Annotated in this window: 7 protein-coding genes and 1 CRISPR repeat array; all 7 genes read left to right on the top strand. The window is 56.9% G+C overall.

The genetic code is table 11. From position 1 onward, the window contains the following. Positions 1 to 122 precede the first annotated feature (122 nt). Positions 123 to 1,178 carry a cell division protein ZapE gene (gene zapE, locus RWL87_RS05900; protein ID WP_049354809.1) on the top strand — a complete coding sequence of 352 codons (1,056 nt, stop codon included), beginning with the start codon at positions 123 to 125 and terminating at the stop codon, positions 1,176 to 1,178. Positions 1,179 to 1,553: 375 nt separating this feature from the next. Further along, positions 1,554 to 3,391: a CRISPR direct-repeat array (repeat unit 36 nt; unit sequence ATTTCCCTTCCTTTTCGGAGGGACTTTCATTGAGGG). 1,713 nt (positions 3,392 to 5,104) lie between these two features. After that, positions 5,105 to 6,715 (top strand): CRISPR-associated endonuclease Cas1, encoded by a 1,611-nt coding sequence (cas1, locus tag RWL87_RS05905; protein WP_313969223.1) that lies wholly within the window; start codon positions 5,105 to 5,107, stop codon positions 6,713 to 6,715. Then, positions 6,715 to 7,014, top strand: a complete 300-nt coding sequence (cas2, locus tag RWL87_RS05910) for a CRISPR-associated endonuclease Cas2 (RefSeq protein WP_313969224.1) — start codon at positions 6,715 to 6,717, stop codon at positions 7,012 to 7,014. The genes cas1 and cas2 overlap by 1 nt, the downstream gene beginning before the upstream one ends. Positions 7,015 to 8,984: 1,970 nt before the next feature. Continuing rightward, positions 8,985 to 10,283 (top strand): type I-U CRISPR-associated RAMP protein Csb1/Cas7u, encoded by a 1,299-nt coding sequence (cas7u, locus tag RWL87_RS05915; RefSeq protein WP_313969225.1) that lies wholly within the window; start codon positions 8,985 to 8,987, stop codon positions 10,281 to 10,283. A gap of 1 nt (position 10,284) precedes the next feature. Next, positions 10,285 to 11,874 (top strand): type I-U CRISPR-associated protein Csb2, encoded by a 1,590-nt coding sequence (csb2, locus tag RWL87_RS05920; RefSeq protein WP_313969226.1) that lies wholly within the window; start codon positions 10,285 to 10,287, stop codon positions 11,872 to 11,874. Further along, on the top strand, positions 11,867 to 14,668 hold the full coding sequence (cas3u, locus tag RWL87_RS05925; protein WP_313969227.1) for a type I-U CRISPR-associated helicase/endonuclease Cas3: 2,802 nt from the start codon (positions 11,867 to 11,869) through the stop codon (positions 14,666 to 14,668). Before csb2 ends, cas3u begins: the two co-directional genes overlap by 8 nt. Then, positions 14,668 to 15,732, top strand: a complete 1,065-nt coding sequence (locus tag RWL87_RS05930) for an aldehyde dehydrogenase (RefSeq protein WP_313969228.1) — start codon at positions 14,668 to 14,670, stop codon at positions 15,730 to 15,732. The genes cas3u and RWL87_RS05930 overlap by 1 nt, the downstream gene beginning before the upstream one ends. Positions 15,733 to 15,824: the final 92 nt, after the last annotated feature.

Raw genomic sequence — 15,824 nt, forward strand, 5'->3', positions numbered from 1 at the left:
GCCACATCCCACCCCCCCATGCCCGCAATGTGGCGGGCAACTCATGCGGCTCACGTGGGGTGTTAGACAGTACTACACTTAAAGCGGAAGTCACATCGCCGTCACTGAAGAAAAGAGTTTTTGTGCCCACCACGACCGTACATTTGACCGACCGCATCCCTCGCGTTTCTGCTGATGAGTTGCTGGCGGGTTTCCGCCCGTCTGAGCGTTTTGGTGAAGTGTCTTTTGATAGCTACATTCCTGATCCGAATCAGCCGTCGCAGGCTGAGGCTGTGCAGAAGCTGAAGGATTTTGGCGACAAGATTAATGGTGGCGGCGCTGGTGCCGGTTTCTTTGGTCGCCTGTTTGGTGGCAAGAAGAAGGATTCGACGAAGGCTGGCCTGTACCTTGACGGCGGTTTTGGTGTGGGTAAGACTCACTTGTTGGCGTCGCTGTGGCATTATGTGGATGGCCCGAAGGCGTTCGGTACTTTTGTGGAGTACACGAACCTGGTGGGTGCGTTGACGTTCCGTAAGACGGTTGAGGCGTTGAGCAGCTATAAGCTGGTGTGTATTGACGAGTTTGAGCTGGATGATCCGGGTGATACTGTGCTCATGTCTCGTCTGATGCGTGAGCTGGCGGATGCTGGCGTGAAGCTTGTGGCGACCTCGAATACGTTGCCTGGTGCGCTGGGTGAGGGCCGTTTCGCGGCTGAGGATTTTAAGCGTGAGATTCAGGTGCTTGCTTCGCAGTTTGAGGTGCACCGTGTGGATGGTGAGGATTTCCGTCACCGTGGCCTGCCTGCCGCACCGGAGCCTGTTGCAGACTCCGAGTTTGATGCGAAGGTTGAGGAAGTGTTCGGCGGCCAGACTGTTGGTGTTGATAACTTCGCTGACCTGGTGGAGCATCTGGCGAAGGTGCACCCGTCGCGTTACCGTCAGTTGATTGATGGCCTGGATGGTATTGCGTGGCGTGATGTTCACCCGATTACTGAGCAGTCGGTGGCGCTGCGTTTTGTGGTGTTGGCTGACCGCCTGTATGACAAGGACTTGCCGATTGTTTCTTCGGGTGTGCCTTTTGACAAGGTGTTTACTGAGGAGATGCTGGCTGGTGGTTATCAGAAGAAGTATTTCCGTGCGGTGTCTCGTTTGACTGCGTTGGCTCGTGAGGGCATGCTCGGCGAGGAGGCGGAGCGCTAGTTCCGCTGTTCGCCGGGGCCGAGCTTTGGCCGGCTCGGGTTTTGATGCGCTGTTCTTTCTAGTCCCGTGAGACTCGAAGCTCGCCCGGTTTGCATGGTTAGCTTGGTTAGTCTGGTTTACCTGAACCGCGCCAACCCCTCTCATACGTGAAGACCCTCGCCGGGTCGCTTAGGAAGCACCCGGCGGGGGTCTTTGTGTGAGCGAGAACCTGGTACGTGACGGGAACATGGCGTGTCGCTCGCATGGTTTCTTCCCTTGCCAGGGAGTTATGCGGGGGTAGATGTGGTTGGAGTGTATAATTTTGCGTGTAGCCTCCGCGAGGTTCTCGCGAAGCACCCGTTTCTGCGCATGGTTGCGGGCTATTTTCGGGTAGCTATTTCCCTTCCTTTTCGGAGGGACTTTCATTGAGGGCTAGCCAAGCCGAAAAGCTGGAATACCTGGGTATGCATTTCCCTTCCTTTTCGGAGGGACTTTCATTGAGGGGACAAGCCAGGCGACCGCCGCGCTAAGATTGGCCAGATTTCCCTTCCTTTTCGGAGGGACTTTCATTGAGGGATGAGCCCATCATCAGCGAAGACTTACCATCGGCAACATTTCCCTTCCTTTTCGGAGGGACTTTCATTGAGGGCAGTCCAAGGATTTGTCGCGCACCTACGCGGATGTGAATTTCCCTTCCTTTTCGGAGGGACTTTCATTGAGGGATTCCGTATGGAACACCGCGCCCGTGAAAATGTTCTTATTTCCCTTCCTTTTCGGAGGGACTTTCATTGAGGGGAGTAACCCCCTGGTGGAATCGCCCGCCGGGGGTTACATTTCCCTTCCTTTTCGGAGGGACTTTCATTGAGGGACCCAAAGATATACCCATGAGGTCTTAAAAGAGTGGCATTTCCCTTCCTTTTCGGAGGGACTTTCATTGAGGGACATCCGGTTCCTGATGCCCGGCCTTGCACTCAGCGAATTTCCCTTCCTTTTCGGAGGGACTTTCATTGAGGGTAAGACATACCGAGAGACCATTTTCCCGGTGTTCTGGATTTCCCTTCCTTTTCGGAGGGACTTTCATTGAGGGCCTTCGTTTCCTGTTTGCCAGCCAGGAACTTCAAAAATTTCCCTTCCTTTTCGGAGGGACTTTCATTGAGGGCGAAGATATCCGGCGGGGGCATCTTGACTGCTCAGATTTCCCTTCCTTTTCGGAGGGACTTTCATTGAGGGCCCCTCACCGGCCCGCTCAGGAACATGCATGACAGAGATTTCCCTTCCTTTTCGGAGGGACTTTCATTGAGGGCACGCCAGCGATTGCTCGACGCAGGACAACAGCACATTTCCCTTCCTTTTCGGAGGGACTTTCATTGAGGGAGTGCTTTGGCATGCCCACAGGTGGTGTGGTCTGCTATTTCCCTTCCTTTTCGGAGGGACTTTCATTGAGGGATGTAAGGTTGAACGGGGCGGGAAACCCCGAACCTTAATTTCCCTTCCTTTTCGGAGGGACTTTCATTGAGGGCATGCGTTCACCTCAGAATGTTGGCGAAGGTGCAACATTTCCCTTCCTTTTCGGAGGGACTTTCATTGAGGGCTACAGGACGTGCCAGACCAGCATTACGAGCTCAATTTCCCTTCCTTTTCGGAGGGACTTTCATTGAGGGCTGACTAATGTCAAGTTTTATTAGTGTGAAGTGCAATTTCCCTTCCTTTTCGGAGGGACTTTCATTGAGGGAAGTTACCTATCATCATCCGCGCGTGAGGAACCTATTTCCCTTCCTTTTCGGAGGGACTTTCATTGAGGGTGATCATCGGTCACGACATCGTGACGAATGCTTCCGGATTTCCCTTCCTTTTCGGAGGGACTTTCATTGAGGGTCTGCGTTTTCTGAGGTGTTCCAGCCGCCAGATTGTATTTCCCTTCCTTTTCGGAGGGACTTTCATTGAGGGATGCCGGTCACGGGGTTTGCAGCTTCGGCGTAACCATTTCCCTTCCTTTTCGGAGGGACTTTCATTGAGGGCTCAACGCCACGGGCTCCCCGCTGGCCATCTTCAATTTCCCTTCCTTTTCGGAGGGACTTTCATTGAGGGCCGCTACGCCTGGGTGGGCGGTGTCCATGATCGCGGCATTTCCCTTCCTTTTCGGAGGGACTTTCATTGAGGGTCAGATTCGCCGAGCATGCCCTCACGAGCCAACGCAGATTTCCCTTCCTTTTTGGAGGGGCTTTCAATAAGACAAGCTGTTGTGATGGCCCAGGATGACTGATAGACTTCTTGTTCTACAGCTTGAGATGTAGACTTTCATTGAGGCTATCGAACACTGCCGGGCGGTCCATCGCCAAACGTATTTCCCTTCCTTTTTGGGAGGGCTTTCATTGAGGCCATGCCGCGTTCTGACCGGGGGAGTACCACAGCTATTTCTCTGCCTTCGGGTGGGGACTTTCATTGAGGCTATGGCAAGTCGTTCTATATCCACGGTCACAAAGACATTTCCCTTCCTTTTGGGAAGTGCTTTCATTGAGGTGAGTACAACCTGGTCGTTGAGGGCACTCCGGTTGAATTTCCCTTCCTTTTTGGAAGGGCTTTCATTGAGGCGGCTACATCGAGAACAGCTGGTCGGGCATGATGGGTAATTTCCCTTCCTTTTTGGAAGGGCTTTCATTGAAGCGAAGATGCGGATTCGTTGGGGGTTGAGTCCGCCGCCATTTCCCTTCCTTTTTGGGAGGGCTTTCATTGAGGCTTTGGGCTTTCCTGAATGCCAAGCTGAACAAACAGCATTTCCCTTCCTTTTTGGAGGGGCTTTCATTGAGGCGGCTTCGCCTTTGAAGAATTGAAGGGCGGCGACGGATTTCCCTTCCTTATCGTAGGGGCTTTCATTGAGGCAATTGATGACGTGAAAGCTCACCCCGATAAGTACCAGATTTCCCTTCCTTTTCGGAAGGGCTTTCATTGAGGCTTCCTCGAGCGCGTACAGGCTCACCGCAACGGCACCGCCAATTTCCCTTCCTTTTCGGAAGGGCTTTCATTGAGGCTACGGTGCGCCGCATGTGATGCCGAGGTTGCAGGCGGATTTCCCTTCCTCTTCAGAGGGGCTTTCATTGAGGCCTCAAGGTACAGAAAAAGCGGTCCCGCGGTCATCTTGATTTCCCTTCTATTTCGGAGGGGCTTTCATTGAGGCTCACCGTAATTCTCACCAGCCAGCACACGCACCGTATTTCTTCGCTTTCTAGCGGAGACTTTCATTGAGGCTGGTCTATGGAAGCTCGCCAGGCGGATGCTGCAGGCTACATTTCTCCGCCCTGGGCGGGGACTTTCATTGAGTCATCGAGCGGCGGACCATTACGGGTGCGCTCGCGCGTATTTCCCTTCTTTTTTGGAAGGGCTTTCATTGAGGCGCTGAGCCCCAGACGAGAGACATTCAGACATGCCGATTTCCCTTCCTTTTTGGAAGGGCTTTCATTGAGGCGGCGTAGAGCTTGGAGAAGTGGCGCACAATGCAACTATTTCCTTACGATCTTGTAGGGACTTTCATTGAGGGATTTGGCACAGTGACAAAAGTTGTAAATTAACAACAATTTCCCTACTTTCCATAGGGACCTTCATCGAGGCGGGCTCATCCCTGCTTGCGTGGGAAACACTTCAACCTTCCCTACAATTTTGTGGGGACTTTCCCTAAAACCTCCCTGCTCCGTTCTTGGATCCACCACAGTCCAGGAACGGAGCTTTTCCTTTTTCGCAGCGCAGGAAGCAACCAGGCCAAAACACCAACCGCAAACCCCACCCACCAGCTGCTACCCACCTCCTCCACACCTCCAAGCAGAAAACTCAACACGCCGGAATAGCGTCATAAACTCGCTGATAAGCCAAAACACTCCGCCGCAGTGCTACCCTCAAAACCAAGCAGCCAAAGCTGACTGCCCACCATATTCGCTCACACCAAGGAGACACCGATGTCTACCCCTTACAGCGCAGGCGACGAACTTCCTATCTCACTCGTCATGCACACCGTGTACTGCCCCCGCCGCGCATGGATCGAATCCAATGGCGAAAAGACCGACACCTCACAAATGCAAGAAGGGCAATCCGCCCACAAACGAGTCGACGACCCCAAAACATCCCGCGGCACACAACAGCGCGCAGTCACCATCTCATCAAAACGCCTCGGACTCACCGGACGATGCGACGCCGTCGAACCCCAAGAAGACGGTACCACCCGCATCATCGAATACAAAGCGACACCCGTACGCCGCAACGCATCCGTCACACCAGCCCACAGGGTGCAGCTCGCCCTTCAGAAAATCTGCCTCGAAGAAGCCGGTGAAACAGTCAGCGAATGCGCGGTGCACTTCACCAACCACAACAAAACCGTGCCCGTCGACATCTCAGATGAAGACATCCGCACCGCAGAAGAATACGTACACACCACCCGCGCACTCATCGACAACCCGACAGCACCGCAACCCCTCGAAGACTCACCCCGCTGCAGCTGGTGCTCCCATATCTCCGTGTGCCTACCCGACGAATCCCACGGAAAAGAAAACATTACACGCGTCGTCGCCAGCAACCCCGACAGCCAAGTAGCGCACCTCACCACGCAAGGATCAAGAGCGACCGTCCAACAAGGGCGCCTCATCGTGCAGCACCTCGGCGAAACAATCAACAGCGTACCCCTCGAACGTGTGCACAGCCTTGTTGTTCACGGAAACATCGACGTTTCCTCCGCGCTTCTACGAGAACTCATGTGGCGCAACTGCACCATCATCTGGTGCTCCAGCACCGGCCGAGTCTACGGCTGGTCGCAACCCGGCACCGGACCGAATGGACTGGCCCGCGTGCAACAGCATATCCTTTCAGCACAGGGGCACCTGCCCATCGCGAGCGCCATGATTGCCAGCAAAATCTCAAACCAAGCGACCCTGCTGCGCCGCAACGGTCACGCTGCAGACGTATGCCGCACCATGCGAGACATTCAGAAGCACACACCGCAGGCTACCTCAATCCCGGAACTTCTCGGCCTCGAAGGTGAAGCCGCCTCGCTCTACTTCGGCAACTTCGCAGCCATGCTCAAAGAAGACGTGCTCACCGAACTCGGCTGGACCTGGGCCGGGCGGCAGGGGAGAGGCGCCAATGACCCCATCAACATTCTGCTGAACTACGCCTACGGGCTGCTCAGCTCAGAATGTATTCGCGCTATCCTCACCTGCGGGCTCGACCCGCACGCCGGGTTCCTGCACAGCAGCTCACGGAACAAGCCTGCGCTCGCGCTTGACCTCATGGAAGAATTCCGTGCCGTCATCGCGGACTCCGTGGTGGTGTCCCTTATTAACAGGAAGCAGGTCAAAGCGGCGCACTTCACCACGGTTGGCGGAAGCTACCGGCTCACACCCGAAGGACGGAAGACCGTCATCGCCGCGTTCGAGAAGCGCATGGCCACGGAGATTACCCACCCCACCTACGGGTACTCGGTGACGTGGCGCCGCGCTATTGAGGTGCAAGCCCGCATGCTCCTGGGCGTAATTAACGGAACCACCCGCGAGTACACGGGGGTGACCGTACGATAATGCGTGACGACGCCCGACGAACCCTCATCGCTTACGACGTGCCCAGCGACCGGCGGCGCGCCAAACTGGCCAAGCTCATTCTCAGTTATGGGGACCGTATTCAGTACAGCGTCTTTATTGTGGATGCGGCCCCCGCCAAGGTGCGGCGCATCAAAGACGAGGTTCAGGAGCTCATCGATCCGGACGAGGACTCAGTGCTCTTCTGCGACCTGGGGCTGCTGGCCCGCCTTGACGAGCCGACCTTCAGCTACATTGGCCGGGCGCGCGAGGTGACCGAAGCGGATGCGCTCATTCTCTAGCCGCGGGCTGCTCATTCGCTAGCGACGCGCGGCAGGGGAGCGGAGGAATGACGAGTTCGATTGCGGACTGGTAGTAGAGGTGGGGATAATGGCCTTTGGAGGCTTTGTCTGTCTCCGTGAGAACCTGGCACGTGACGTAATGTTGGCGTGTCGCTCGCGTGATGTTTTGGCTTGTCAATAGTGTTTAAAGGCCTGATTGGCTGAATGCTTGTTTGGGTATACGTTTATTTCCCCGCCTTCTGGCGGGGACTTTCATTGAGGCTTGGTTGCAGTCGTCACAGTCGCACCTGCTTCCGAATTTCCCCGCCTTCGGTCGGGGACCTTCATTAAGGTGACCGAGTAATCGACCATTCGATTCGGTGGCGAGAATTTCCCTGCCTTCGGGCGGGAACTTTCATTGAGGTTTTGCTGAAATGGGAAATGTTTAAAGCTGCTCCGGTAATTTCCCCACCTTCGGGCGGGGACTTTCATTGAGGCTTCGATGAGCCAGAGGATGCATCGCTTGCTGAGCATTTCCCTGCCTTTGGGTGGGGACTTTCATTGAGGTCTGGTCGCTGAAGGGCTCCTGCAGCGCTCCATGAACATTTCCCCGCTTTCGGGCGGGGACTTTCATTGAGGCAGAAATAGAGCTAAGCGCAAGCTGGAGACATTCTCGAATTTCCCCGCCTTCGGGTGGGGACTTTCATTGAGGGTGCGGGCTGATGCCTCCTTCAACGATGACCGCAAATTTCTCCACCTTCAGATGACGATGCTGCGGTAGGCATAAATATTGCGTGATGTACACTTTGGATACGTAATCCGCGAGAATCTCGTGCTACAGCAGTCTTTGTTGCGCCGTAACATGCTAGTTTTAGCTAGCTATTTCTCCGCCTTCGGGCGGGGACTTTCATTGAGGCTACAACGTGGGCGCGGTCTATGAGAACCGTCCTGCTATTTCCCCGCCTTCAGGTGGGGGTCTTCATTGCAATTCTGAATATGAATCGGGAAGTCGCACGCGGGTTGCGTAACTCCGGTTTAGAAACCAGATTGGTTTCTAAACCGGAGCTTTTCTCTTTAAAACATGAATATGGGCTGATGTGGCGCCTACTGCCAACTCCTCATGTCAGATGTCTGGGTCTGAAATGACCAAATCGGATGCGCGTAATCTGTAGTAGAGCTATGGTGAAGTCATGAGCAGAGAAGAGAGCCGATTGCGTCGTAGAGGAGAGGTAGGGATAATGGAGGAACAGCTGATATTTTAGAGGCTTCTCATGCTTTTTCCCGAACAAATCTCTACCGCGCTGTATGGTCAGAGCTTTCATTGAGGGATTAAATTTTGTTCTGGAAGCCTTTATCGCTGTTATCTCTCCTGCGATGGAAATCGCTGGAGCCTTCTTTAAAAACTTGGCCCTTCGCTGGTGATTTTACTGGCGGAGGGCTAAATATTTATATATTAAGTTTTGTTTTGGGAGCACGAGGGTATTTGTCTATATGCAATCTTAATGCTATGGTTGAGACATCAATTGGCTCGGAAGTCCACACAGCAACTCCGCTGGAGTGATATGAGCCCTGGATATTTAGGAGGTCTAATGGTAGAAGTACCGCCCCCAAGAAAAAAGCCGTCTACCACGACGGAGTCGCAGTAGACGGCTTTGAAGTATGTTGATACCGCTATAAACGGAAGTCAAGTTTTGCTGCAACAAAACAAGACTTGAATCAGTATATCGGCGACGCGGAGTGGATTTCCAATCCGTATCGAATACTGACCGTTTGTGTGGCATCCCGCCAGCCCCTCCTCCAGCTACGCCAATCTCACCTGAACAATGAGGTGAGTGCGGTGTGGGGAGGGGGGAGCGGCGCTCCGAATCAGCAGCGTGACGAAAACGCGCGCATCATTCGAAAAAGACAGGTAGCTTAAAGCTACACAAGAAAAATCGTGCACAACCCACGCACCGACGCGAGATGTGCACACACTACCTAAGGAGACAATCATGTCCCAGAACAACATCACCCTCGCCGACCTCATCGAGAACGTCAAGCTCGGCGGTGGTTCCGTCATCACCTCCAGCACCGAACTCGAACCCGCAGCAGGCCCTCACGCATCCGTGGCGCCCGCCAAGTATGTTGATGGCAAGGGGCAGGCTGCTAAGTCCGTTTTTGTGTACGAGACCCGCTACATCGTAGAGAAGCCTGAAGACCAGGACGAACCCAAGAAGGAAGAAGCCAAGACTGCTGAGAATGCTGTCAAGGGCAAGCCTCAGACCGTTGTCCTCATCGACAGCAAGCAGTCCGAACTCAACCGCGCAGAAGCCGCCATCGAACAGGGTCGCCAGTACGGCGATGAAGCAGTCGTCAAGATTCCCCGCGCCGTCGTCACCTACCAGACCGAAAACGGCCCCTTCGAATACACCGACATGGAACTCTCCCACCGCGTCTTCGACGGCCACTTCCGTGCCGGTCGCGTCGATGGTAAGCCTATCACCGAAAACGACCACTACCGCGCGTTGCGCAACTGCACCCCCGCAGACATGAGCGCACTGCTCAGCACCGCCCCCGCAGCACTCCTCTTCGGCGCATGGGACTCCACCCGCAAGAGCAACCAGGTCCGCCTGCGCAGCGCCCTCGTTGGTGAAATCATCGGCGTTCTCGCCGATCAGGAGCGTAGTGGCGAAGAGCAGCAGGCACGTCGTAGCGGTGCTCGTGTTGACGCTGTCGCTGCTAGTGTGCAGCTTGCTCCCAAGGATATGGAATCCTTGGTCAACGACCAGGAATCAGAACTGAGCTCGGGTAATATTGGGGCACGTCGTAACGATATCAAGAAGGCCAAGGCTGACGCCCGTATCTCCGCATCCCCTCTCGGTCTGGGTAGCATCCCGCCTTCGGTTGAGGAAATTGGCGGTGTCGCTTGCCGCCGTATCATCCGTTCCTGGGTTCTGAGCCTCGCTAGCCTGCGTCAGCTGCGCTTCGGTCAGGACGAGACCAAGAATGTTGCCGCGCGTGCACTTCTTGCCGCACTCGGCCTCAACGCTATTGCCCGTTCGGAGCGTGAACTCTACATCCGTGCCAACTGTGACCTGATCGAATCTGCCGCACCCGTTGTCACCCTCGACCAGCGTTTCGGCGAGAAGAAGCCCTTCGCACCCCTGACCGTTGAACACACCGACCAGCTGCTCCTCGAGGCTATCGAGAATGCCAAGAAGGCTGGCGTGGCTGACTGGAATGGCCAGACTTTCAAGGTTGAAGGCAACCCCATCATCATTAAGAACGCCACTGCGGAGGATGCTGAATAATATGACGAACCTCGGAATTCTTGCGAGGTTCCCGCTCGGCGTATACCAGGGCCACAAGGCAGACGGAAGCCCCGACGCCTTCCCCGACCCTGCCCGCTTGCAGGCCGCGCTCCTCAGCGCGGCCGCGCAGGGACCTCACGCAATTATCGAAAACGGGCAGCTCGCCCCCTCGGAAGAATCACTCAAAGCTCTCAAATGGCTTGAAGAGAACCCCCCGACCGGGCTACAGCTTCCCGACATGTGCCCCGTGTACCGCTCACCCAACAAGATGAGCCGATTCATGTACCGCGAGGTAGCGCGCTCCACCAAGGATGGGCGGCAGACCGAACGTCGCGCCGTATCCGACGGCTGGGCTGTATCCGACACCATCGGCTGGCAGTACGATAAGGTACCCGCAGACATCGCGGAAACCATCACCCAGCTCTGCGGCGAAGTACCCTCCCTCGGAGAAGCCAGCAGCTTCACCGCCCTCTACACCGGAGACGTGGAACCCACCCACACCATCGACACTAAGTCGGGCCCCTTCGAAGCAGGCGGCATGCCCGTCCGCGTACCCGTACCCGGTCGAATCAACGCGCTCATGCGTGCTCATGCAGAAGCGTACCCCGCCAAGGTTCCCACCAAGGCAGGCGACAAGACCGCAGCGAGCGACACGATGCGCCCCTCATCGGTACCCACCGCAGGCCTGGGATCCATCAAGTACCAGCCTGTGGAGGCTGAAACCTCCACCAGCCCCTGGGAATACTTGTGGCTCCTCGAAGTAGACGGTGAAGAGCTGAAGTCCGAACAGTACGTCAAGGCAAGCTCCCTGCTGCACAAGGCTCTCGTAGCTGCCGCAGGATTCGGGGCGCCCAGCCTCATCACCGGCAGGTACCCCAAGGGCCACAAGCCTGCCAACAGCCTGGCGCTGCAGTACCTGCCTTCCCGCTACCTGCCCGACTATCTGCGTCGTGAGGTGAAGTCTCAGGGAGTCCTGCTCGTCTTGGTCCCGGCAAGCGCCCCGACCGATGAAGCAGTAGAACTCGGTATCGCACTCAGGAGCGTAGAAACCCTCTACGCTCAGGACTTCCCGCGACTCACCGTGAAGCTTCGCCAGAAGCGCCTGCCCGCGCAGGGTTTCTGGGATGCCCCCAAGACCGGGTACAAGCGCCTGTGGCGTACCCTCAGCGCGGCCGTTCCCGAATCGCGCGTTTTCAACCGCCCGAAGAAGACCGAGACGAAGGCCTGGACCTTCGCTGACGCTGCTCTGCTTTCCATGGCTTACGTGTGGCGTGACAGCTTCGAGGCGCCCGAGGCTGAAACCTCACGTGAACGAATCCGCAGCTTGAGGGACCAGGTCGAGGAAAAGGCTGAGGCCAAGGTCCTGGAAGCCCACCGTGTAACCCAGAACCCCGCCGCCTACGCCTATAAGCTGCCCCGCACTCTGCCCGCAGAGCCGTGGCGCGGCATCGTAGACCTCGGCAACCTGGCAACGGACACGACCCTCGTAGCCATCGGCCAGTCCCGCCATATGGGCGGCGGCCTGCTGGTTCCGTTCGACGTGCCCACCGAAGAATACGACCGCCGCAAGAAGGAGGAAAAGCATGACTAGCCCCGCTACCATGCTGCCCTCTATTACTCGTGATGAGTTCGGTGAGTTCTTTGCCGCACTCAATGGAGGGTACGCGCCCTTCAGCTGGCAGGAAGAGGTACTCGACCACATTTGCGAGCACGGCGTATGGCCGGAACGCATTAACGCGCCGACCGGCTCCGGCAAGTCCTCCGTGGTTGATATCCACCTCTTCGCGAATGCGCTCGCAGCGGTTGGCGCCGCGCCGCGCGTTCCCCGTCGCCTCTGCGTGACCGTGGGACGCCGCGCGCTGGTCGACAGCCAGGCAGACCGTGCCCGTGAGATTCTCAAATGTATGGAGGACGCGCTCGCTGATGGATCCGGTGAGCCCGGTATTCTGCGTAGGGTTGCTGAAGCTCTCCAGAGCTTCCAGACCCACAACGACGAGAAGGGGAGCAAACCCTTCGAGACTGGTCACATCCGTGGCGAACTCTCGAACCGCAGCCTGCCGGTGACCGACATTTCGGCCTGCGCAATCATCGCCGCAACCCCGGATATGTACGGTTCGCGAGCGCTCTTCCGCGGCTACGGCAGCACCAAGGCTGCCCGGCCGCGTGAGACCGCTCTGCTGACCATGGACACCGTCATGGTGCTCGATGAAGCACACATGAACCGTCAGCTGCTGCACACCACTCAACGTATTGCCGAGTTGCAGAAGCGCGAGGTCAACCTGGGTGTTCCCACCCTGCAGGTGGTTGAGACGACCGCTACCCCCTCCACTGAGGACAGCGATTCGACCACGCTGGGCGTTGACATTGAGGCTCTCGACAGCCCGAATGATAAAGAGCTGCACAAACGTGTCTACTCGCATAAGGAACTGGTGCTCCACCCCATTGATAAGTGGGATGGTAAGCCCGGTAACGCTGCGACCGTGAACGCCGCTGTGGACGCTATTAAGAAGTTCCTTGCCCACCGTGAGGCGGGTGAAGACTCCAAGAAAGCCCATACTGTCGGTTGTATCGTCAACCATGTGCGGACGGCTATCTCTATCAAGGAGAAACTCACCACGGACAAGGTGCTTGGAAAGGATGAGGTTGAGCTTCTCGTAGGACGCATGCGCCCCTCGGATCTGGAAAAGCTGCAGGAAGATCACAATAAGCTCTTCACTACCGCAGGCGATAAGTCCGTGAAGGTTGTTGTTGCCACCCAGACTCTCGAAGTCGGTATTGACGTTGACTTTGCTGACCTGGTGACCGAGCTGGCTCCGGCTTCCTCCTTGGCGCAGCGCTTCGGACGTGTTAACCGTCTGGGCCACCGTACGGATTCCAAGGTCGTCGTTATTGAGCCTGCCAGCGGCGACTCGGTCAAGAAGGACGCGCCTCCCTACAAGGCGGTCGACCTGAGCAATGCGTATGGTTGGCTCGAGGCTCTCAACGATGCTGAGAGCCCGTCGGTGAACCCCGCCGCAATGGTGAAGAACCCGCCGGTGCAGTCCTCCCCGGAGCGTCTGCTCTACCAGCGCCCGGAATGGCCTGACCTGCTGGAATTCTCGCGTACCGATGAGAACCCCTACGATGAGCCGGACCTTGACCTGTGGCTGCACGACTCCCTGGATGCAGAAACCGCGATGGGTGGTGTTATCGTGCGTGATAACCTGCCGAGCAACTCTTCTGCCGCCATGGAGATTCTCAAGACCAGCTACTTCGCACCGCGCGACAAGGAAACCTTCCCCGCGAATCTGAAGATTCTCAAGGAGATTCTGGACTACCAGGACGAGCACGGCGTGAAGCCGCGTAAGTTCCTTTACCGTCAGGGTGAAATCTCCCTGTGGCAGGACGCTGACCACGGCGATGAGAGCAACCATTCGTTGGCTCCCGGTGACGTTCTGATTCTTGATACGGGTAGTATTCCGTTCACGAACCAGGGCATTGCCGTGACTCAGCGTGAGCTTCCCTCCACGAAGGACAAGGTGGAGGCTGTGCCCTTCCCCGATGGCGCCGAGCTCTACGTGTACGAAAAGTGCGCGGACCGTGAGGAAGACTTCAGGGAATACCTGGGCCTCTCACCCGAAGAGGCAGCAGAATTGCTTGACACCCAAGCTCCGGACGGCGAGAAGAGGATTGCTTCTGAACTTACTACCGAGGCTGAGGACGGTCAGGAAGTTATCTCCTGGTACGCCAAAGTGACCAATGCGACCGAGAAAAAGTCTGTTGAAGGTTCCGATATCGCTCAGGAACTGGTGCTGGCTGCCCCCGTTTTTCTGGACGACCACCAGAACGATGTTGCCGAGCGTACCCGCCAGATTGCCGAGAACCTCGGCCTGGCACCGGAATTCTCTGAGGCCCTGGAACTGGCGGCAAAGTACCACGACGAGGGCAAACGCGACCTGCGCTTCCAGCAGATGCTCGGTGCAGATGCGGAGACGGGCGCGCTCGCAAAGAGCGGCCACCGTTCCGTGGCTGAGGCGTACCGCGCCCGTAGCCGCAGCGCCCTGCCGAGGGGCTGGCGTCACGAGCAGCTGTCCGCGCTCATGGTTGCGGCCTCGCCCGAAAAGGTGGGGGAGCACCGCGACCTGGTATTGCGCATCATTGGTTGCAGTCACGGTCACGGCCGGTTCTCCTTCGCCCACGACGCAGACTTCCTGCTCAAGGAAGGCTACCTGCCCGAGGGAACGGACTATGAGGCGCTCAAGGAACAGGCGACCCGACTCTTTAACGTCGGCTACTGGGACAACCTCATGGAGCAGACGAGCCGCACCTACGGCCCGTACGCTACCGCCTACCTTGAGGCCGTCGAACGCGCAGCAGATGCCCAGATTTCACGGGAGGGACACTAATGGCAACGTTGACTATTGCCGGTGACTACACCTCGGCGCTGACCCATTTTGCCCTCTACGGGCTGTCCCTGATGGTTGAGCAGAAGCACCCCGGAACCGTTACTGTCGGTTGGTCTCAGGAAGGTCAGCCGCGCGCCCAGATGCATGCTGAAGGCGTGTCAGAAGAAGAAATTGCCGAGTGCGTGCACTCCTACGTTTCTTCCCTGGCTGCTGATGGTAGCTGGGTGAACGTTGACCAGTCCTACGGTGTGGGTAAGGAAGCCGCTGTTTTCTCCCCGTTCTCCCCGCGTATTCGCGGAATTGACGCGGAGAAGTACCCGGATGACTGGGCCTCGCACCAGAAGACCCGACAGGCTCATCTGGATGCGCTGATGGAACGTGACGACCTGCTGTCCCTTCTGTGGATTGCTGGCCTGGGCGAACCGGCATACTGGCGTTTTGAAACCAAGGCGCCTCGCCCCGACCACGGTGCATCCCGCTGGGAGATGAAAACTCGCAACAAGGGTCAGGAGTTCGTCAAGGACCGTCTGCGCCTGATGTGTGCGGATCTGGCCACTTGGGAACCTTCCGCGATGCTCAGCGGTATTACCGGGCAGACCCTGCACGACTCGTTGGATAAGAAGCCGGATTCCCGAACCGGAACCGGTTTCACCGTCCCGCAGCCGACGGACACCGCGCTCGCCTTCTGCGCGCTGGTGGGTATTGCGAATTTCCCGGTGATTCACCAGATTCACCGAATTGGTGTAACCCCCGGTGCCTACCCGTACAACGCTTTGCACCCGCGGCTCATGGTGCTTCCGGTACCCTCCGGAAGGGTTACGCCCGCCCGGTTGCGGACCGTGTTGCGTAGCCACCCCTACCGTAGGGTGGTTGACGAACTCGGTAAGGCGATGGACCGCGGTTCTTTGAGCACTGACATTTTCGTGTCTGAGTTGGCGGATGAGAAGGCGATTCTTCGTGAGAAGGGCGTTCAGGCCTTTGTTGCTTTTCCCATCGCGAAGGTGGGTAGTGATTCGGCACCTGAGCGTCAGGTTCTGAAGGGTAGCGCGATTCCGTTGGGCTAACCTAGCCGCTTACCCATACTGGTAAATAACGCCGGCAAATATGCCCGCAAAATGCAGGGGAGGGGCCCTCCGGTTGAATCACCAGAGGGCCC

Source organism: uncultured Rothia sp., from assembly GCF_963555405.1.
Lineage (GTDB): Bacteria > Actinomycetota > Actinomycetes > Actinomycetales > Micrococcaceae > Rothia.